We start from the raw sequence: 20127 nt of genomic DNA, 5'->3' as shown, positions 1-20127 counted from the left end.
CCACAGACGGCAGAACCTTGAAAGCCACACCCGACGCTCCTGGGTGGATGAACCATACGAAGGGCTCACCACGTCCCGCAGGACAACGTAGGGAACCTTGAGCGTGGCCTCCGAAAGCTGAGCAACGTGAAAGGTCTGCCAACCTCCTAAATTGATGCCAGAACACGGTCAAGCGCCGCCCGGCCCGCGGGTCCCCATGTCGGCTTGCCGCCTGGGAGGCCCCGCTCCCCGGCTCGGCCCATGAGGATGAGGAAAAGGCTCTTCGCGGCAGCCAACCCTCGTGCGCGCCGGATCATCGCCTCGTCCGCGTGTGCGTACGCGTCGAAGAACCGTGTAGCGGCCCCCGCAGGAAGGAGCACCCAGGCAGCCGCGAGATCGACCGCCGGATCGCCGGCGCACATGTCACCGAAGTCGATCACGCCCGAGAGTGTCCCGTCCGAGACGACGACATTGGCTGGATGAAGGTCGCCGTGCAGCCATACAGCCGGGCCCTCCCAATCGGGAGCTGCAACGGCCTCGTCCCAGACGTCCCGGACATTCCGGAGGCCAGCGGCATCGCCTCCGGAGGCGACTTCCTCGAGTCCCTTTTCGAAACCGTCCGAGAGCGTTTTGAGGGGAACGCCGCGATCCTGACTGACCGGTGCATCTGCGGGCGCCTTCACATGGAGTGCCTTGAGGAAGCCCGCCAAAGTGTCGGCCGCACGGTCGTGGCTGATCGGGGCGCGGTCGGCTGGTTCGCCGGGAACCCATGTCGCGATGGTCCATGGCCGGGGGAAGCGTGCGGACGGTTCACCGATCCGCATGGGGGTCGGGACCGGTAGCGGAAGGTGCGGGGCCAGGGCGGGCAGCCACCGGTGCTCTTTCCGCAGGAGGGAGGGTGCTCGCTCCGTGCGCGGCATGCGCACGGCCAACTCGTCCCCGAGGCGCCATAGTTGGTTGTCCCAACCCCCCGCCACCTCACGCACGTCCAAGCCTGCAAGGTCAGGATGCTGCTCCCGCACCAGAGAGCGAACCAAGTTCTCATCGATCTCGAAGCTGCCCACGATCTCACTCAACCATCAGCCATGGCTGACGACCCAGACATGGTGCCAGTTCGAAACAGAGCCGGACCTGATCAGCTGAGACAGCATCCGGGATTCATCCCGCCAGGACCACATCACCCGAGATTCCCGGCACCCCCACGTCTCAAGCGAACTGGTCGCCGCACGTCAGCGGCCGGACGGCGAACCAGATCATTTAAGACGGGACGCGAGGCTAGGACTCGCTTGCTCCTGAGCGGGTCCAGACGGCGAGGTCGCCTCCAGACAGCGATACGAAGCGCCATCCTGCCGGACCCGTGACCTGCCACGCTTCGAGGGACGGATCTGACGAGCAGTTCAGGTGGCGTCCTGTGTCGAAAACGAGACGTAGGGTGCCGGATTTGAACGCGACCGCCGACAGGACCTTCGCTCCGAAGAGTGAGAGGGCCGCTGCGACGTCCTGCGATTCCGGTTTCAGGAGCACGGACGGGTTGGCGTGGACTGTCCCGTGCGAGAGGTTGGCGGGTGCTTCGAGTGCGATTTCCCAGTCCGAGTCGAGGACCAGCACGAGCCGGAAGTCCACGCTGATCTTGGTGACGCTCATCCCGCGAAGGTTCAGGATCCACCGGTCCTCGTGTTCGACGGGACTGTTTTCAGTGCTCACTACTGCACTTTGGCTGATTCGACACTCGAGAGCCATGGGATTTCCGGTGGAACGTTGGACAAGGCCCTCCCCGGGATCTTCGCAGCGGACTACTCCGAGCGCATGGAGGCGGCGCGTCGCCGCCTTCGCCCCTCCGCGGATGATTACGACAACTCGACGCACGGCCCCGCCTGATCCACCCCAGCCGGTACGGCCGTCCAGCACCCCCAGCACCCCAACGCACCCAACCGCGCGACCAGTTCGCTGAGACAGAAGCCCGAATCGGTTCGTTGAGAAGACGACTCGATTGAGTGAGACGGGACAGGCGCGCGGTGACCGGCGGCGTGTGGAGGAACGAGGACTGGTGTGGGGGTACCCGCAGGCCGCTCCGTGGCGGCACGATGCTGCGATGGCGCCTCTTCGCCACTGAAAACGGCCTCGCAGTAACGGTTTTGGACACCTGCCGCAAAGCAGCGATCAGGGCTTTGTGACCATGGTCCTCTTGGACGGGTTGGGGGACAACCTTGGACCGGCCGCCGGCGCTGACGGGTCGCCGAAGGACTGTCGGCGGCGAACGGTAGGATGCGCTGCCGATCTGCGCATGACAGATCTACGACTCACTGTCCGGGGGGACTACTAGTGAGACCACGCCTGTTCATCCCCGCATCCGTCGCGGCTGGCTTCCTCGCCACGCTGGCTCTACCAGGCCAGGCTCTGGCCGAGACCTCGGTGCCGAGTCCTACGCCCGTGACCACCGCCGACACGCCGGCGGCTGACGCCACGGGAGCGGCTACAGTCGGCGACGCCCCCGCTCCGCCGGGCGGACAGGGTCCAGTGACACTCACCAAGCGGGTGTCGGGTCTGCCCTGGGCAGCCGCCTCCCCCATCGACTACACCAATGACCGCGCCAACTTCCGTGTCTCCGCATGGTCGTCCGGCAATGGTGCAACCGTCACATCGCTCACCGCCCGCTTCTACCCGCTGAACGCGCCCGCGGACACGGGACCCGTACTCACCGTGACGGACTTCGAATACACGGACGCGCATGTGTGGCGGGCGACGACCCCGGTCGTGCTGCCTGCCTTCGGCGCCTACCGGGTTGCGCTGGACGTTCGCGACGACCACGGCTACGACGTCACGCTGCCCGCCGGCGGGACGGTGGAGTACCAGCAGGTCGTTCACTTCAGCTCATACACGCAGACGGTCCCGTCAAACTTCGACTTCGACCACCGGACCGTCACCGTCCACGGGGCCCTCACCCTGACCGACCCGGGCACAGGCCAGGTCAGCCCCTTCCCAGGTGCCACTGTGTCCGTCTATAACAACACCAGCGGCTCTTCGCGGAGGGCGACGACGGCTGCCGACGGCACCTTCACGATCTCGCTCGACGCCAACGGTGCGATCCAGACCTCCGGCGAATACGAGCCCGTCCGCGAGGAGAGCTGGACCCACACGCACGCGTATGCGTACCTCTCCCAGCCGGACCGTCCCGCGTCCGAGCCCACCCGCATCCGGCTGACCTCGCCACCGGAGGTCAACGTCCCCGCCGGCGGCACAGCCACCGTGACCGGTGTCGTGGAGCGCAAGGTCGGCGACGCCTGGCTCCCCGCTCCCCGCACCCCTTTCGACCTGTCAGGCCCGGAGACTGGTTCCGGCTGGATCTCCAGTGGCTTCACCGACGACCAGGGAGCATTCGGCGTCCCGATCTCCCAGGCCGGCGCCTACCAGGTCCGCGACGAGGCGACGGACTTCCTGCAGCAGAGCCCGGCCGAAGGCATCCGCGTCCACATTCCCCAGCCCGGAGCCCAGTTCACCAGCCTCAGCATCTCCCAGGACGCCACAGGCCAGGGCCTGATCGCCGGCCACCTGACCTTGGGACAGGCCAGCGCCCCGCCCACCGGCACCACGGTCCAGGTGCAGTACTCTGCCGACGGCAAAACCTGGCGCAGCGCGGCTACCACCACGGTCGGACGCCAGGGCCTTGGCAAGGACGAATTCCTCTGCGACGTCCGCCAGGGCGGCAACGCCAACGGCTACTGGCGCGTCTCCTTCCCCGGTGACCGTGACTGGCTGCCCGTCACGGGCAACGCGGTGCATCTGTGGCGCACTCCTACCCGGATCATTGGCGGCAGGCCGAGCACCACGCACCCAGGTCACAACCAGAAGGTGTCCTTCTCCGGGAGCCTCCAGCAGTCCTCCGCGGGGGCCTGGCATGCCTACGGCCACGCCACCGTGCGACTGTGGTTCCAACCGGCCGGCAGCAAGACCTGGCACCTGATGTCCACGACCACCACGGACGCCCGCGGCCAGTACAGCCTCAGCGCCAAGGACACCCACAGCGGCACCTGGTACGTCGCCTACCAGTCCCCCGATACCCACCACCTCAACTCCACGAGCGTCCACACCTGGGTCGGCGTCAAGTAGCCCGCTCGCCCACGGCGCTTGGCGCTGGCCACCCGAGAGCGCCCGGCTCGGACCTGCCCTCCGGGGCCGGGCCCGCGGCCGGGTCGGCGAGCGCTCGCCCAGCAGCTCTACGACGCCGGACCGCGACGAACTCGACCTGCCCGGCCCCTGGTTCGCACCGCCGTGCGCCAAGAGTGGATCTCCGCGCCGTCCCCGAGTACACCGGCCACCCGGCACCCCCGATCACACAACGGGCCTGCGCGCACGGCGACTTCCATGCCGCCAACCTCACCACCGGCCCCACGATCCTCGACTGGGAAGGCTGGGCCACCGCCCCCAGAGCCTTGACACCCGCGACTCTCTACGCCTTCTCCCTGCTGCAACCGCACGCCGCCGCCGCGTCCGCGCAACCTTTCCCCTCCTGGACAGCCCGGCCGCCGAAGCGACCGTGGGCGTCATGCTGCTGCAGACTGTGGCCTGCGGAGACAACGTCACTCTCGAAGACCAGCTTCGGGACCGGTCCGAGGAACTCCGCTGCCGCTGCACGGCTCCATAAGCCGTGCTTCGTTCGAGTGATGCTCTCGACGGCCCGGGACTGAACAAAACCCCAGCATGTGAGGTTTCTTCACCGTCATCCGGTGCCAGCGTTACGTGCGCTGCCGGCGTGAGTATTTCGGGATCATGCAGTGCGTGGCGTCAGCGGAACGCTCTGTGGTCCCTGTTTCACGCACCCGAGCCTTCTCGTGAACCGCATGCAAGAGGCGCTCACGCCGGATTCGGCCGAAGTGGCGTGGATGCGGACGACGCCGCGCGGACGACCACGCGCCGGGCTGGTCGACGTCGTGGATGTATCCGGGTGACCCGTCGGCCGGCACGGGTGGCTCGCCGACCGACGGCATCTACCCGGAGCAAGGGAAAGAAGGTACTGATGCAGACAGGTCTGCCATTGGCTGCTGTGACCGAGCCGGACCCACACACCTCGCCATGGCCGTACGTTCCAGGTGGGCAGGCTGTGGCAGGGACCGCACGACGGGCGGCCGAGACGGCCCGTGAAGCCGGGTTCTCTTCGGGATCCGTCCGCCGAACGGCTCCGCGAGAGCTGCGCACGGGCCGTGGTCTCAGCGCCGCCCGCTCGACCGGAGTGTTGCTGTGATCCCGGCTCAGAGGACGCGGACCGACAGGGACCTGCGGGCCGTGGTCGTCGGAGCGGGGTTCTCCGGGATCGGCGCCGCCGTCCGGCTTCGCGAGGCAGGGTTCAACGACGTGCTTGTTCTGGAGAAGGGGACGCAACTCGGCGGCACCTGGAGCGAGAACACCTACCCCGGCTGCGCCTGCGATGTGCCCTCGACGCTCTACAGCTACTCCTTCACCCCGGATGCCGCCTGGAGCAGGGTCTTCGCCGGACAGCGAGAAATCCTTGCCTATCTGCGGGCGACGGCCCAGCGGTACCGGCTTGATGACATGCTGCGCTGCGGTGTTCAGGTGCTGGGGGCCCGGTGGGACGGGGCGGCCGGCCGCTGGCTGCTGGAGACCAGCGACGGGCCCTACAGCGCGGCGGTATTGGTCCTGGCCACCGGCCCGTGGCACGTCCCGCGCCGCCTGGAGGTCCCCGGGATCGAAGACTTCAACGGTCCCGCGTTCCATACCGCCCGGTGGGACCACAGCGTCGACTTGGCCGGGCGGCGGGTGACCGTGGTGGGGAGCGGCGCCTCCGCCGTCCAGGTCATCCCCGCCATCGAAGCCCAGGCTGCGTCCGTGAGCCTCTTCCAGCGCACCGCCCAGTGGGTGCTGCCCAAGCCCGATCTGCTGCTACCCGCGGCGTTCAACCGGCTTCTGGACCGCGTACCCGGTGCGCGCGGCGCCCTGCGCGCCGGGCAGTACGCCCTGCAGGAGGGCTTTGGCTACGCCTTCCGCCACCCTCAGGGCGCCCGCCTCCTCGAGGCAGGCGCCCGCGCACACCTGCGGCTCGCGGTCCGCGACCGGCAGCTACGCCGGCAGCTGACACCGGATTACCGGTTGGGCTGCAAGCGTCTTCTGACGTCCAGCACCTTCTACCGGGCCCTGTCTCAGCCGCACGTCCGCCTGCATCCCACCGCGGTGACCGCCGTACGCGGCAACGAGGTCGTCGGCGCCGACGGCACCACCGTCCCGACCGACGTGCTCATCGAGGCCACGGGCTTCCGTGTCGGTGAGCTGCCGCTGGCCAAGAGTCTGTACGGCACGAACGGCCGGACACTCGACGAAGCATGGGGCGGTGAACCGCAGGCGTACATGGGCACCACCGTGAGCGGCTTCCCCAACCTCTTCCTGCTTCTGGGACCCAATCTGCTCGGCGGCTCCACCTCCGCGATCACGGTCCTGGAAGCCCAGTTGACGTACCTCATTGCCGCCCTGGCCCACCTCGACCAGGGCGGCCACTGTGCCCTGGACGTCCGGTCGGCCGCACAGGCCGCCCACAACACCGCAGTCCAGGACGCGCTCGCGACCACGGTCTACAACACGGGCGGCTGCACCAGCTACTACTTCACTTCCACCGGGCGGAACACCTTCGCCTGGCCGTGGTCCACCGGGCGGCTCGTGCGCCGACTGAGCCGATTCGACGCAGACGCCTACACCTCCGACGCACCTGCCCGGCCCCTTCCCCTGCCCTCTCAGACAAGGCCGCAGCCTGGAGACCGTACGGGAGCCGCGAACACGGAGCAGCCATGACATGGTGCCCGATACCGCGGCTCCACCGCTGGGGGGACCTGCCTGCCTGCCGACGGCGAAGTAGCGGCACTCAGGCGGGCCGCAGCGGACAGTGATCTTACGCCGAGTCTCGCGACGGCATCCCGAGGTACGGTGGATCGCCGGCGACTGGATGCTTCCCCACGACCGCGAGCGCTGGCCAAGCGTAGGCTGACGCAACGGGCTGGCGAACGTCTAAGGGTGTGCAGACATGAAGTACATCAGGCTGGGCTCGACAGGGCTGAAGGTCTCGCGGGTCTGTCTCGGCATGATGAGCTACGGCGACCCCGCCCGGCGCGCGTGGTTTCTGGACGAGGAGGCGGCCGAGCCCATCGTGCGGCGGGCAGCGGAGGCCGGGGTGACGTTCTTCGACACCGCGGACATGTACTCGCACGGCGTGAGCGAGGAGATCACCGGACGGCTGCTCGACAAGCTCTTCCCCCGCCGTGACGACTACGTGCTCGCCACGAAGATCTACTTCCCGATGGCCTCCGGACCCAACGACGGCGGCCTGTCGCGCAAGCACATCCTGTCCGGCATCGATGCCTCGCTGCGGCGGCTGGGGACCGACCACGTGGACCTGTACCAGATCCACCGGTGGGACTACGAGACGCCGATCGAGGAAGTCATGGAGGCGCTGCACGACGTGGTGCGCTCCGGCAAGGCGCGCTACATCGGCGCGTCCAGCATGTTCGCCTGGCAGTTCGCCAAGGCACAGCACGTCGCGGAGACACACGGCTGGACGAAGTTCGTGTCGATGCAGAACCACTACAACCTGACCTACCGCGAGGAGGAGCGCGAGATGATCCCGCTCTGCCTCGACCAAGGAGTGGGCTGCCTCCCGTGGAGCCCGCTGGCGCGCGGGCTGCTCGCCGGTTCACGCGAACGCGGCGGCAAGCAGCTCACGGTCCGCGCGGGCAGCGACCAGTACGCCGAGGAACTGTACGGGGACTCCGACTTCGACGTGGTCGACACGGTGCGCGAGGTCGCCGGTGAGCGGGGGCTGCCGCCCGCACAGATCGCCCTGGCGTGGTTGCTGGGCAAGCCGGCGATCAGCGCACCGATCGTAGGCGCGACCAAGCTGAACCATCTGGACGACGCGGTCGCGGCGGTGGGGGTGTCCCTCAGCGAGGAGGAGATCGCCCGCCTGGAAGCCCCGTACCAGCCACACCGAGTCCTCGGCCACTCCTGACGTGATGACGTGACTGCCCGTCGGCAATGTCGACGGGCCCCCGGGACCGTCGGCCTCCCCGGTGTGGCCCTTTGGGTCCCGCGCTGCAACTCGCGTAATTGATCAGCCGGTTTGCCGATCGCGTCAGTTGATCCACGCGCGGCGCGCGTCGACACCTGGGTGCTAGCCTCGAGTGGGAGTGGGAGTGGGAGTGGGAGTGGGCGAAGGGCCTGGAAGACTTCCCAGTCAAGCCAGTCAAGCCAGTCGAGTTCTTCTGTTCAACTTCTTGAAGTTCGTGGCTTCCCGCAGTCTTCGGCCATTGAGAAGATCATCGCCATGACCGTCCCGTTCCACATCGACCGAATCCTCGGTGACCGTCCCTTCGCCGAGGTTGGCGATCCCACCCTCGCTGTTGACGACGAGCATCGCCGCCTGCTGGCAGTAGCGGGCACACACACGGCGGTGGCGGGCATGCACGAGTTCGGCAGCACTGCGCCGATTGGTGTCTACGGCACCGATGATCTGGCCTGCCGAGCCCTTCTCCGTGCGCGCTACCCCGTACACGCAATGGCCTTCCATCCCGCGCTGCCCCTCCTCGTTGCCGGCACGGGCAGCTATGACGGCGGTTACTTCTTTGAAGGCGAATTGCTCCTGCTGGACTTGGAGACGGGCATGCCCACGTCGCTCATCGAGCACGAGCTCGGCCGCCAGGTCCTGGGTCTGGAATGGCTCAACGAACAGGAACTACGTGTGCTGATGGCACCGCCTGACGACTGGCAGGACAAAGACGCATGGGTCGAGGGTCACGTCGCGGTGCTGCGCCGGCCCGACTGGAGGGCCGTACCACCCCGGTCGGTCACCGCATACGACCTGGCAGGACCACGGGTGACGGCCCCGCGCCCCGACGGCCGAGAGGACGCCCGCCAGAGGGTCTCCTCTCTGAGTACGGACTGGGGTCCGCGGTGCAACGTCCGCGCGGTGCAGGAACTGTCCGACGGCAGGATCCTGGCGACGCTTGACGGGGTCCAGTTGGAGTCCTGGCTGCCGTCGGGACAGCGGCAGTGGGCTGTTCCGGACGACGAAGGCGGCCGGGACCTTGTCATCGCCGCAGATGAGCGATCGGCCTGGGTCGGCCTGGTCCGGCCCGAGTGGGAGAAACGTCCTCAGGCCGTCGTCCGGCTCTCGCTCGAGGACGGGGCACAGCTGGACCACCTCACCCCCTCCGCCCCGGTGTCCCTGGTGCGCTGCACTGACGGCCTGCCGGCCCTAGCGCCTGCAGGATCAATCGGGGAACGGAGCAGGCTCCGCATCCGGCGTGGCAGCCGGGTCTACTTCCGGGAGACCGTGCGCGAGGAGGGCGAGTGGAACCTCGAGCGGAAGGAAACGTGGCTCGCCGCGGCCGACCTGGAGGCGATGCCGGTTGCCGAACGCCCGCGTGAGCCGACGAAGGCGAAAGTCAGACGGTTGTTCCCCTACTCCTGGACACGAGGTGAGACACACTTCGGGGGCCCTGGCGTAGAGACTGCGGATGGTGGCCTGGTGCATGCTGGCACCGTCTACCACGGCCACGGGCTGCAGCCCGACGGCTCGTTCGTCGTACGACGCGAGCCAACGAATGGGGAGCCGACCTGGGTCTTCCGGACGGACCGGAAGGCCACCGACCTCGATTGCGACGCGGAGGCCATCTATGTCACCTACGACGATGGCGAGATCGTCGGGCTCAATCTCCATGACGGCACCGTGCGCTGGCGTCGGCACCTTGCCGTTGCCGCAGTGCCCGCCGTACCGACCGCGCTGACCCTGACCGAGCCTGGTCGGTTGCTCATTGGCACCAGCGACGGGCGACTTCTGGATTGTTCGATCGCATAGGGGGTTGCCCGCACTGTCCAGGCCGACTCTGAGTCCTTGCCAGGTTGTATGCGGGCATCACCTCTGTCACGTGCCGGGCGAGTTCGCGCCGCGGGGCGCGTCCGTGCAGGTAGTTCGGCGCGGTGTCCAGCCACGTAGTTTCGGAGGCGGCGGCATACCGGGCCGCGGTGGCCACGTCCCGCAGCCGGTACGTGCCGAGCGCCAACGCGGCGGTCACCGGTGGCCGGCCCGGACGCAGGCAGCCTGACCGTCCACCAGCCCGGGCACGGCGAGGCTGGCGGCAGTCGCCAGATCGGCCAGGGTCCACCAGCCGCCTTCGAGCGGACGGCGCAGCAGCGATGCGGTGGCCGGGGCTAAGTCGATCTCCTGTCCGGCCGCGGTGAAGCGGACCACCTCCGCACCGTCGTCATCGCGGGCCCGGGTGAGCCGGGTTCGGCCGGTGGTCAACCGCACCGCGAGGTCCGGTTCCGCAGGGACGCCGTTGAGGAAGGGCGGAGAGGGGCGCAGTCGGCCGAGGTCTTCCGCGTCCCGGGCTGCAGCGAACCGCCCGATCAGGTCCGGCTCGTCCAAAGCGTCCATCAGCAGCTTGCGCAGGGACTCCGCATACGCCTCCTGGGCGCCGGGGCAGGCGTGCAGGGGGAGATCAGCTCGGACGAGGCCGTGGGTGCGTAGCCGCTCCGACAGTCAGCCGATCAGGTAGGCGCCGGTGTGCGGGCCGAGTCCACAGGTCAGGTGCGGGGAGGCGGTGCCCTGGTCGGCGGTGACCGCGCGCCACCAGCCGCGCGGCAGATCCAGGACGTCGCCCGGGTTGAGGACGACGTCCGCGACCGGTGTCTCCGGTGGTGGCTCCGGTGGTAGCTCTGGGAAGGCGACGTCGTGATGCATGGGGGCTTGCCGGGTCGGGCGGTACAAGCGCCCGCGTTTGGCGCCCTCGACCTGGCCGACGATGACGTCGTGGTCGTCCCAGTGGATGCCGAATCCCTCGGTCGGGGTCCATGAGGCGTAGGCGTTGACCTGGATGCGGGTGCGCAGCCAGCTCTCCATGTGCTGAGCGAGGTCGGCGACGGGCTCGTGGAGTTCGTCGATCGAGTCGATCGAGTCGATCGCCAGGGAGGCGCTGTCGGACAGGCATTGGTGCAGTTCGGCCGGATGGGTGCGCTGCCACACGGTGTGCCGTCGTGTGGCTACGGGCACGGCGTAACGGTGCTGCGGGAGGACCTCGCCTCGGCCGACAGACGCAGCCGTGGCGGCTCCACCCGGTGGGTGGCGATCAGTTCGTTGAAAACGTCGAAGGAGACGAGAGAGCCGGGGACGTCCACAGCCTGGGGTACATGGCACTAGTCGCGGTGCAGCGACCGGGCCAGGAACTCGTCATGCCCCAGCCGCTCCGCGATGGACACGATGGTCATCGCTTCAGGCCGTCCTCGACTGGTCGTTGTCGTCCGAGCGGCTGGTGCCGCCGCCGTCTGACGGCGTTGCCCCGCGGGCGCGGGCGGCGTTGATCTGATGGCGGGCACACCAGCCCGCTGCCCGGCTCCGGGGACTGGGTGGTGGTGTGCGGCATCAGGTCTCGTCCTGGGCAACCCGGCTGCGGGCGTTCAACTACCTCCGAAACCCACACACTCCACCCTCACATCACGGTTGCACAGTCACTTCGGCACGGCGGCGACGTCGTGCGGGGAACGTCGGTGAGGGAGAGGTCCGGGCGGGCGCGGTGCCAGCGTGCGGAGTGTCGCGACCGGCCGCAGGCGTCGCGGGCGACGTCGACTTCCACTACCAGCTCGGGTGCCACCAGCGTGACGACCAGTTTTTCCTGGCTGTCCCACCCGGCGGAGAGCGACCAGCCTGTCCACGGATGACCGCGCCGCCCCGGAGCGAGAAGGCCGGCGACCGCAGGACCCGCTGCCCGGGCGAGGGTGGTGGTGCGGCCGACGTGCTGAAGGCGCCCTTCGGTGTCGTACCTGCCGAGCAGCGGACCGCGGGGAGCGGTCACCGGGCCGGTGACCGCACGGCGGCACCGCGAAGAACCGACATCGAAGCGCGTGGCACAGCCGCTGTCCGGCCACTCTTATTGACGCCGTGTCATTAACAGTGGTTCAGTGGCTGAGCCACTGAACCACTGAATCATTGGGGGCCGGGGTGGAGGCACTGCCACGCGAGACGATCGTCGACGTGCTGGAGAAGCGGCTGCGCGAGGACATCCTCGCCGGGCGTCATCCCGCCGGGAGCTATCTGCCTCCCGAACGTGAACTCGCCGACGGATTCGGGGTCACCCGCACCTCCCTCAAGCACGCCTTCGGCCGACTGGCGCACGCCGGGCTGCTGGAGACGCGCCACGGAGTGGGTACCCGGGTACGGGATTTCCTGCGCCTGGGCGGGGCGGACCTCCTGCCGATGCTCGTGCGCCACAGCCCCGACTGGATCGGTGAGATCTTCGAAGTCCGGCGCAGCATCGGTGAGCTGATCGTGGAACGGGCAGCGACTCGCGCCACGGCGGCCCAGGTCGCCGAACTGCGTCTGCTGCTGGCGGCCGTCGGGGATGCAGCGGGGGGCGAGCCCGTGCAGCTGGCGGACGTGGAGGTGCACCGTGCACTGGCCCGTGCCACGGGCAACCGGGTGTACGTCCTGCTGACCAACACCCTGTTCAACGCCTACCTGCCGGTGCGCGGGGCACTGGTCAGGCCCTTCGAGGATCCCCGGGCCGCTCATGACCGTCTGGCACCGGTCGTCGAGGCGGTGGCCGCCGCCGACCAGGAGGCGGCACGCACCGCCGCGGGCGACTATCTGTCGGCAACGGAACGCATCATGCTCAAGGGGCTGGCACGCTCCCGCGGACGCCGGGAAGGTGCCCTGTGAGCTCACACGGGACGGTGTTCAAGGAGACCATGCTGGGCCGTGTGCGCCTGGCCGGCGAGGACGGCGACCGCCCCGTGCGGCTGGACCTGCTGGCCCGTGCCGACGCCGTGCTGCTGCCCCACCGCACGACGCGGGCGCACGTGAGCGGACGGGTACGCATAGCGGGACGGGCCGACGACGCCGAAGCCGAGGGCGAGCTGGAGATAGCGCCCCTGTCGCGCCGCAGGATCCGCTACCGGATCACTTTCGCCATGGAAGGCCGGCGCCTCACTCTGGACGGCTGGAAGTCGGTGTCGCCCAAGCATCCGCTCGCCTCACTGACCGTACTGCCGTACACCCTGTACGAGGACGGTGACCGCGTGGGCGAGGGCACGCTGCGCTTCCCCCTCGCCACCGGTCTGCTGCCCTTCCTCGCGAGCTTCCGGTTCCCTCGTACGGCCGCGTCCCCTGCCGACAGGCATCTGACGTCGCGCTGGGACGGCACACCGGGGCGGACCGAGGTCTGGTACACGACTCTGACCGATCCGGCCACCGACAGCGGGATCTGGCTGCACCACGAACTGGTGGCGCCCTCTGACGGTTCCGCCGCTTACGCGCACGGCTGGATCGCCGTCTTCCCCAAGGACGGCCCCGCCGAACACACACGTTTCGGCCCCGTACCGTGGACGGCGCATCCGGAGGGCTTCACCGCCGAGGGCATCTGCGTCCGACCCGGCCGGCTCACCGGCTCCGCCGGGACGTTCACCTGGGCACTCACCGAGAGACCCGAAGGTCCGCCGCTTCACACCTTCCCTCGCTGGTCCTGGCGACGTCCCTGGCTGCCGGCCTCGCACATGCTCCCCGCCGCCCGCGCCCGCTACAGCGGAACCATCCGGTACGGCACCGGTGAGCTGCGGCTGGACGACGCTCCGGGAGCCGGCGCCCGCATCTACGGCCACGGCAACGCCCGCCGTTGGGCCTGGCTCCACGCCGACCTGGGTGGCGGCGACGTCCTGGAAATCATCGCCGCGGTATCCATGCGCCGCGGACTCGACAGGCTGCCGCCCCTGGTCTTCCTGCGCCTGCACCGAAACGGCCGTACCTGGCCCCGGCGCGCGGAACGCTCTGCCGTGGGCTGGGCGGGCATCGGCCGGTTCCGCGCGGACATCCGCCTGCCCGAGTGGCGGGTCGAGGGCAGGGCGGGCCTGAGCCGCATACAGGTGACGGTTACCCAGCCGCCGCAACAGACAGTGACGCTCGGCTACACCGACCCCGACGGCTCCACCGCGGTCTGCCGCAACAGCGAGAGGGCGGACGCGGTGGTCAGCCTGGAACGCTGGTGGGGCACATGGCGGCGGGAGGCTGTATGGCGGCTGTCGGGCACCGCGCACGCGGAGGTCGGCGACCGATGAACTCTCGAGGTCGCACCGCCTTGGCGGGACTTGTAGCCGCCCTGCTCGCGGACGACGGCACCTCCGCGTGGACGCGGGCCGTGCCGCGCAGGGCCGAGATGCTGCTCGACGCCATGCCCGCTCCGGTACGGACGGCCGTGCGCGCCGCGGCCGTGGCGATCGACGCCTACACCGTGGCCCGAACGGGCAGGCGGCTGTCCGCGCTGAGCGCGGCGCAACGGGAGCAGGTCATGGGGGCGCTCGGTTCCCACCGGGCCCTGCTGCCGCTCCTGGACGCGGTCAAAGTACCGCTGCTGCTGGCGGCCGGTACCGAACGGACGCTGCATCAGCACCGCCCGGCGCCCCTGGCGTCCGGCCCCGACGACCCGCCGCTCGACTGTACGCCGTCCCGCGACTGGCCCACGCGCTCGAGCGCCGACGCCGTCGTTGTCGGCTCGGGCGCCGGCGGAGCCATAGCCGCCCGGACACTCGCCCGCGTCGGGATGCGTGTCGTCGTCCTCGAGGAGGGGGAGCACCACACCAGTGCGTCGTTCGGGCGCCGGGCCCCGCTCGATCGCTTCACCGACCTGTACCGGGACGGCGGCGCGACGATCGCCCTCGGCAGCCCCCCGCTGGTCCTGCCCGTGGGCCGCGCGGTCGGCGGCACCACTGTCGTGAACTCCGGAACGTGCTATCGCACACCGGACCACGTCCTCACCCGCTGGCTGGACCAGCACGGCTTCGCGGCGGCCGAAGGCTTCGACGTCCACCTCGACGAGGTGGAACGCACCCTGCAGGTGGCACCCCAGCCGCTGCAGGTGCTGGGCAAGAACGGGCTGCTCGCACTGGCCGGAGCGAAGGCGCTCGGCTGGGCCGCCGCACCCTTGCGTCGCAACGCCCCGGGTTGCAGGGGGTCCTGCCAGTGTGTCGTCGGCTGCCCCACCGGTGCCAAACAGAGCGTCCAGCTGTCCGTGCTTCCCGAGGCCTGCGCGGCCGGCGCCCTTATCGTGACGGGCGCTCGCGTCCGGCGGATCCTCGTCGACCGCGACCGGCCGGGCGGTCCACGGGCTGCCGGGGTACTGGTTCGCCGCCCGGAGGGCAGCGAACTGGAGATCCTCAGCCCCTTGGTCGTGGTCGCCGCGGGGGCCCTGCAGACCCCGCCGCTACTGCGCCGCTCCGGCCTCGGGGGACACCCGCGGCTCGGCCGCAACCTCAGCGTGCACCCCGCGATCAGCGTCGCGGGACGCTTCGGCCGCCCGGTCACCGGCTGGAAGGGTGTCCTGCAGAGCGTCGGGGTGGAGCACCTGCGCGACGACGGCATCCTGATCGAAGCCACCGCGGCGCCGGCAGGCATGAGTTCGTTCGTGCTGCCCGGCATCGGACGCGAGCTGCGCCGGGAACTGGAAGGGACGGATCAGCTCGCGACACTCGGTGCCATGATCGCCGACCGGCCCTCGGGGCGTGTCCTCGGCAGGGACCGCACATTGCTGCGCTACGATCTGACGCCGCGCGACGCCGGCCGCCTGCTCCGGGCCCAACGGGCCATGGGCCGCCTGCTGTTCGCGGCGGGCGCCGAGGAGGTGTTGACCGGTGTACCGCAGGTGCCGCGCGCCCGCACCCCGGCCCAGCTCGAGGCACTGCTGGACACGGTGACCGCGCGGCATCTGCATGTGTCCGCGTTTCACCCCACGGGTACGGCGGCTGCCGGTACCGACCCCGAGCGGTCACCCGCCGACCCGGACGGGCGTCTGCGCGGCGTCGACGGCGTGCTGATCTCAGACGGCTCCGTGCTGCCCAGTTGTCCGGAGGTGAATCCGCAACTGAGCATCATGGCGGCCGCCCTGGCCGTCGCCGATCGCTTCGTGACGAAGGTGTCGTGAACAGTCGTTGCCGTCCGCGGTGCGCCGCCGCTCCAGCCCCGGCCGCGCGCCAACCTTCCGGCTCTTCAAGCAGATCCTGGCGGGTTTTTGCACTTTCGGGCCGCCGCGGGCATCACTTCGGGGCCGCGTGCCGGTAGTAGGCCCGGCCACGGCGAACGCCTCGCCCTCGCTCCAGCCCGGCCCCCACCGGGCACGCCGGTCCGCTTCCCGGCGGGCCGCCAACTTCCGTGCAGCACGCTCCTGTTCAGCCAGCTGCCGCAGCTGCCCCTGGGCTGTGCGCAGCCAGCTGAGGCGGGGGACCAGCTGACCTTCTCCGCGAAGTTGAGGCGGTCCCGGTCTCAGTGAGGCATGCGGTCGCGCGCCTCACTCAATCGCGGGCATCTGGTGAGTGGTCTCGGTCAATGTGAGGCACCGGACGTGATGATCCCCTACTCGACGTGGTACGGGGACTGGTCGGACTACTGGGGCGAGTACACCTGGCAGCCCTTGCAGGGTGGCAACCACCGGGCGCTCGGGGACTGCCGAGCGTTACTTGAACGACTTAAGGAGTGGTAAAGGGCCGTGGCACGGCCTTCACGCCCCGCCCTGCGCCGCTGGGGGACTCGGTCCCCGGACCACTCGAGCCAACTGGGCGGGCGGCGTGCCACTGATCAGCAGGGAGGACTGGCCGCCGGTCGCGGTCCTCGATCCGGTACCCGGACAGGCCAACGGTGACGCGTCTCGCCTGCTGGCCGGGATGCTCCTGCTGTTCCCGCCCTGACCGTGCTCGCCGTCCGGGACCTGACCCAGCGCCGTCAAGTCTGCCCGGAGCCGCGCCTAGTCGTGACGATCTCCGGCCGCCAGTACCCGGCTGAGCCGAGCAATCACCCTTGATGCAGAGCGAAGCAGTCAAGTCGCGCCGGGACCTGGAGGGCGAGGTATCGGCGCTCGCCTGACTTTGTTCATGGGAAGTGGAAGCGCTTCGACGGGAGTTCTGGAGCACGCCGGGATTCGTCAAGGGTGATGTTCACGAGTTCTGGGATCACCTCGGCCCTTGCGTTGCGGGGCACTCAGGCGTTGGTGCGTTCGGGGGACCTCGGGCTGTCGCCGGCGCGGTCGGCGGGTCGGCGCGGCACACTGCTGCCAACGATCCGGTCAACCGATGTGGGTTCTGTGAGAGGTGTCAACGTGAAGCGCTTGGCGATGACGGCGGTTGCGGTGGCGACGGCCGCCGCCCTGTTCGGCCCGCTCGCTCCGGCGCGGGCCGCCGCGGTGCCCCCGTCCGTCCCGTCGGCCGGGCCCGGACACGCCGCGTTCCAGCGCCAGTACTACCCGAACGTCGACTACATCACGTGCGAGATCAACAAGGAGCGGATCGCGCAGGAACTGTCGCCGCTTCTGATCTCCGACCGGGCCAGTGACGTGAGCCGCAGCCACGCGATCGACATGGCCAACATCGGCAGGCTCACCGGGACGGGCAGCGACGGGAGGGACCAGCGGGCGCGGCTGGCCGACGCCGACATCTACTCGAACACGATCCTCGAGTTCATGTTCTCCGGCTACAACCACGACGGGTACTTCGCGGACATGGCCACCGACCCGAGGCCGGACAACGCCTTCTACCGGGCCCTGATGGACCGGGACGTCGTGGCGATCGGCCTCGGCTACGACAGGACGTTCTGGGACGTGAACCTCCTGGGCTACCACCGCCGCCTGAACGCCCGGTCCGCCATCTGCACCCAACCCTGAGCCGAGCCGAGCGAGGGTTCCCCCGCGCTGAGGGCCGCGCGTGCCGACCCCCGAAGCGGCGCACGGCCCTGTGCACGCCGGCTGGGGGATCGCCGCCCGGCCCTTTCGACGAGCATTGGGGGAGTGCCGTGCGTCGTGTTGCGGTGGCCCGTGTGGCTGGCGTGGCCGGGGCATGCCGGCTCGGGAACGGCGCGGAGCGCGGCCTCAGCCTGTCTGATGTTCGTGATCACTGCGGCAGGCCGGCCTCAGCCGCCCGGTGGAAGACGTCCCCGCACGTGGGTGACGGTGTCGGCGTGCGTTCGGCGAGGACGTTCAGCGCGTAGCGCAGTTCCCAGCTCAGCAGCAAGAGTCGGTGGCTGTACTGCCCGCCCTTGTAGGTGTACAGGCGGAAGACGTTGACGGCCTGTCCGTCACGGTCGTCGGCGAAGGTGTCCGGGAGCCCGGCGAGCAGTTCGTAGTCGCGCTTGCCGGCCGCCGCGTCGGCCACGGCCCGGAGGGGCAAAGCCCCGAATTCTGCGGCGGACCAGGAAGCGTCGAGCGCGACGGCGTGGGCGGCCAGGGCCGCGAAGATCTCGATCATTCGCTCGCCTGCCGCCGTGTCGATGCCCCGGGCCTTCAGGGTCTCTTGGCGACGAGCCTGCCGCCATGGCTCCTGGTCCACCAGCGGCAGCAGGACACGGCCCAGGAGCCCGCAGCGACGCCACAGCATGTCGTGGTCCGAGGTCACGGTCGATCCTCTCTACGGCGAGTGGAAGGCCTGGGGCCCAGGACCAACCCGACCACCAGGCCCTCCAACTTCCCACTACGCGCAGCGCACGTACAGAACGGGGCTGTTCGCCGTGCCGCTGCCAGTGGAGCCGCCCGAACTCACCATGGTCCCGTGCGTAGTGGTACGCCAGGCAGCGTTCGGGTCACCGGGGCGGCTCTCGCGGGTTGCCGCTGAGACGTGCTCAAGTCCAAGGACGCTGTACGCCCGTTGCGATAAGCGGCACCCCGTGACGGCTGTCCGTCACGATCGGCCCCTCTCCGGCCGCCGCGCGCGAAGGACCGGACTGGATTTTGGCGGTAGAGCGGTGATCTTGATATCGGACCGGCTGATCACGTGGCTGGCGCATGAGGTAGGCCCGGCCGAGCTCAGCTGACCGCCCTGGCGTCGCTCTCGCCTCGCCACGGGCTGACGTGAGAGAGGACGGGAACGGTGTGAAACTGGGCACGGAAGGGGTGATCCCTGTGTCGGACCCACCGCACGCGTCCTCCGGTCCCGACACCGTCGTCGACGAGAATCGGCTGGAAGAGCTGATCATCGAGGCGCAGACTACCCTGCCAGTCGAACTGCCCGCCCTGGCGAACCGGTGCGCCTCCGCCCTCGGCCTGGACACCGCGTTGATCTACCTTGCCGACCTGCAACAACAGCTGCTCATCCCACTCGACGAGGCTTTGGAGCCGCTGCCGGTGGACCGCTCGTCGGCCGGCTGGGCGTACCGCACGGTCTCCCCGCGGGTGGCCGAGGCCGACGACGGCTTGATCCTCTGGTTGCCTCTGGTCGATGGTGCGGAGCGGCTGGGCGTGCTGGCGGTGCGGACCGCCTCGCTCGACGGGGTGCGGATGCGCCGCAGCCGGATGCTGGCCCATCTGTTCGCCATGCTGATCACCTCCAAGCGCGCCTACAGCGACTGGCTCGCCGCCCGCACCCGCACTGCGACCATGCGGTTGCCCGCCGAGATGCTGCGGGCCTTCCTGCCACCCCGCACCATCGGCAGCAGCAGGTGCGTATCGACCGCGGTCCTGGAACCGGCGTACGACATCGCCGGCGACGCCTTCGACCACTCGGTGGTCAAGAACATCCTGCACACCATGATCCTCGACGCCATGGGGCACGATCTGACCGCCGGCCTGACCACGTCGGTCGCCATGGCGGCGGCGCGTAACGCCCGCCGGGGCGGTGCCGACCTGGCCGACGTCGTCGGCTCCGTCGACCAGGCGCTCGCTCAGTGGCTGCCCGACTCCTTCTGCACCGGCGTGCTGTGCCGGCTCGACGCCGAGACCGGGGTGCTGCGCTGGGTCAATTGTGGTCACCCCCCACCGCTGCTGATCCGTGCCGAGCGGGTGGTCGTCCGGGCGCTGGACAGCCCCCCACAGCCGCCGATCGGCCTGGCTGGCCCACTCGCCCCGTCAGCCCGGCAAGTCCACGAGACGACCCTGGAACCGGGCGATTGCGTCCTGCTCTACACCGACGGTGTCGTGGAGGCTCGCGACGCGGACGGTGCGGAGTTCGGCCTCGACCGGTTCACCGACTTCATCATCCGCTCCTCCTCCGCGGGACAACGCCCGGCCGAGGTGCTGCGGCTGCTCATCCACGCCATCCTCGATTACCAGCGCAACCAACTGCGGGACGACGTGACCATCCTGCTCTTCGAATGGCGTCCGCAGCACCGGTGACGCGGTAGCCCGCGCGCGATGT

Annotated in this window: 15 protein-coding genes; 9 read left to right on the top strand and 6 right to left on the bottom strand. The window is 69.5% G+C overall.

From position 1 onward, the window contains the following. Positions 1-146: 146 nt before the first annotated feature. Positions 147-1055 carry a phosphotransferase gene (locus ACFZDJ_RS52815; RefSeq protein WP_391070281.1) on the bottom strand — a complete coding sequence of 303 codons (909 nt, stop codon included), beginning with the start codon at positions 1053-1055 and terminating at the stop codon, positions 147-149. Positions 1056-1254: 199 nt separating this feature from the next. Then, a complete protein-coding gene (locus tag ACFZDJ_RS52810) occupies positions 1255-1719 on the bottom strand; it encodes a DUF6188 family protein (RefSeq protein WP_391070279.1) in 465 nt (154 codons plus the stop codon). A gap of 777 nt (positions 1720-2496) precedes the next feature. Between ACFZDJ_RS52810 and ACFZDJ_RS52805 the strand changes: the two genes are divergently transcribed. The 4 genes from ACFZDJ_RS52805 to ACFZDJ_RS52790 all read left to right on the top strand — a co-directional run bounded on the left by ACFZDJ_RS52805 (position 2497) and on the right by ACFZDJ_RS52790 (position 9832). Next, the gene (locus tag ACFZDJ_RS52805) at positions 2497-4086 is read left to right on the top strand and encodes a carboxypeptidase-like regulatory domain-containing protein (RefSeq protein WP_391070278.1); all 1590 of its coding nucleotides are present in this window, start codon (positions 2497-2499) and stop codon (positions 4084-4086) included. Positions 4087-5214: 1128 nt separating this feature from the next. After that, positions 5215-6774, top strand: coding sequence for an NAD(P)-binding domain-containing protein (locus ACFZDJ_RS52800; protein ID WP_391070276.1), 1560 nt, complete (start codon positions 5215-5217; stop codon positions 6772-6774). Between the two features lie 229 nt (positions 6775-7003). Continuing rightward, a complete protein-coding gene (locus tag ACFZDJ_RS52795) occupies positions 7004-7984 on the top strand; it encodes an aldo/keto reductase (protein ID WP_390931779.1) in 981 nt (326 codons plus the stop codon). A gap of 315 nt (positions 7985-8299) precedes the next feature. Beyond that, complete coding sequence (locus ACFZDJ_RS52790) at positions 8300-9832, top strand: hypothetical protein (protein ID WP_391070275.1); 1533 nt, start codon at positions 8300-8302, stop codon at positions 9830-9832. Positions 9833-10045: 213 nt separating this feature from the next. On the opposite strand, the gene ACFZDJ_RS52785 is transcribed toward ACFZDJ_RS52790, so the two are convergent. The 3 genes from ACFZDJ_RS52785 to ACFZDJ_RS52775 all read right to left on the bottom strand — a co-directional run bounded on the left by ACFZDJ_RS52785 (position 10046) and on the right by ACFZDJ_RS52775 (position 11825). After that, complete coding sequence (locus ACFZDJ_RS52785) at positions 10046-10411, bottom strand: hypothetical protein (protein WP_391070273.1); 366 nt, start codon at positions 10409-10411, stop codon at positions 10046-10048. Between the two features lie 105 nt (positions 10412-10516). Then, a complete protein-coding gene (locus ACFZDJ_RS52780; protein WP_391070272.1) occupies positions 10517-11026 on the bottom strand; it encodes a JmjC domain-containing protein in 510 nt (169 codons plus the stop codon). A 436-nt stretch (positions 11027-11462) separates the two neighbouring features. After that, a complete protein-coding gene (locus ACFZDJ_RS52775) occupies positions 11463-11825 on the bottom strand; it encodes a hypothetical protein (RefSeq protein ID WP_391070270.1) in 363 nt (120 codons plus the stop codon). Positions 11826-11971: 146 nt separating this feature from the next. On the opposite strand from ACFZDJ_RS52775, the gene ACFZDJ_RS52770 reads away from it, so the two are divergent. From ACFZDJ_RS52770 to ACFZDJ_RS52755, 4 genes are all read left to right on the top strand, one after another. After that, a complete protein-coding gene (locus ACFZDJ_RS52770) occupies positions 11972-12688 on the top strand; it encodes an FCD domain-containing protein (protein WP_391070268.1) in 717 nt (238 codons plus the stop codon). Continuing rightward, complete coding sequence (locus ACFZDJ_RS52765) at positions 12685-14079, top strand: hypothetical protein (protein WP_391070266.1); 1395 nt, start codon at positions 12685-12687, stop codon at positions 14077-14079. Before ACFZDJ_RS52770 ends, ACFZDJ_RS52765 begins: the two co-directional genes overlap by 4 nt. Then, positions 14076-15938 carry a GMC family oxidoreductase N-terminal domain-containing protein gene (locus tag ACFZDJ_RS52760; RefSeq protein ID WP_391070264.1) on the top strand — a complete coding sequence of 621 codons (1863 nt, stop codon included), beginning with the start codon at positions 14076-14078 and terminating at the stop codon, positions 15936-15938. The genes ACFZDJ_RS52765 and ACFZDJ_RS52760 overlap by 4 nt, the downstream gene beginning before the upstream one ends. A gap of 1167 nt (positions 15939-17105) precedes the next feature. Next, complete coding sequence (locus ACFZDJ_RS52755; protein WP_391070262.1) at positions 17106-17666, top strand: CAP domain-containing protein; 561 nt, start codon at positions 17106-17108, stop codon at positions 17664-17666. Positions 17667-17892: 226 nt separating this feature from the next. On the opposite strand, the gene ACFZDJ_RS52750 is transcribed toward ACFZDJ_RS52755, so the two are convergent. Next, complete coding sequence (locus ACFZDJ_RS52750; RefSeq protein WP_391070261.1) at positions 17893-18393, bottom strand: hypothetical protein; 501 nt, start codon at positions 18391-18393, stop codon at positions 17893-17895. Positions 18394-18887: 494 nt separating this feature from the next. On the opposite strand from ACFZDJ_RS52750, the gene ACFZDJ_RS52745 reads away from it, so the two are divergent. Beyond that, positions 18888-20105: a SpoIIE family protein phosphatase gene (locus ACFZDJ_RS52745; RefSeq protein WP_391070292.1), complete on the top strand. Its 1218-nt coding sequence runs from the start codon at positions 18888-18890 to the stop codon at positions 20103-20105. The last annotated feature ends 22 nt before the right edge of the window (positions 20106-20127 follow it).

This window comes from Streptomyces sp. NPDC007896, assembly GCF_042959425.1.
GTDB lineage: Bacteria > Actinomycetota > Actinomycetes > Streptomycetales > Streptomycetaceae > Streptomyces.
Note: the sequence above shows the minus strand (reverse complement) of the source record. Positions and strands in the feature narration are given on the sequence as shown.

Coding starts and splice junctions, on each gene's coding strand:
- ACFZDJ_RS52810 (WP_391070279.1), bottom strand. CDS start 1,719: ATGGCTCTCGAGTGTCGAATCAGCCAAAGTGCAGTAGTGAGCACTGAA.
- ACFZDJ_RS52795 (WP_390931779.1), top strand. CDS start 7,004: ATGAAGTACATCAGGCTGGGCTCGACAGGGCTGAAGGTCTCGCGGGTC.
- ACFZDJ_RS52790 (WP_391070275.1), top strand. CDS start 8,300: ATGACCGTCCCGTTCCACATCGACCGAATCCTCGGTGACCGTCCCTTC.
- ACFZDJ_RS52785 (WP_391070273.1), bottom strand. CDS start 10,411: ATGGACGCTTTGGACGAGCCGGACCTGATCGGGCGGTTCGCTGCAGCC.
- ACFZDJ_RS52760 (WP_391070264.1), top strand. CDS start 14,076: ATGAACTCTCGAGGTCGCACCGCCTTGGCGGGACTTGTAGCCGCCCTG.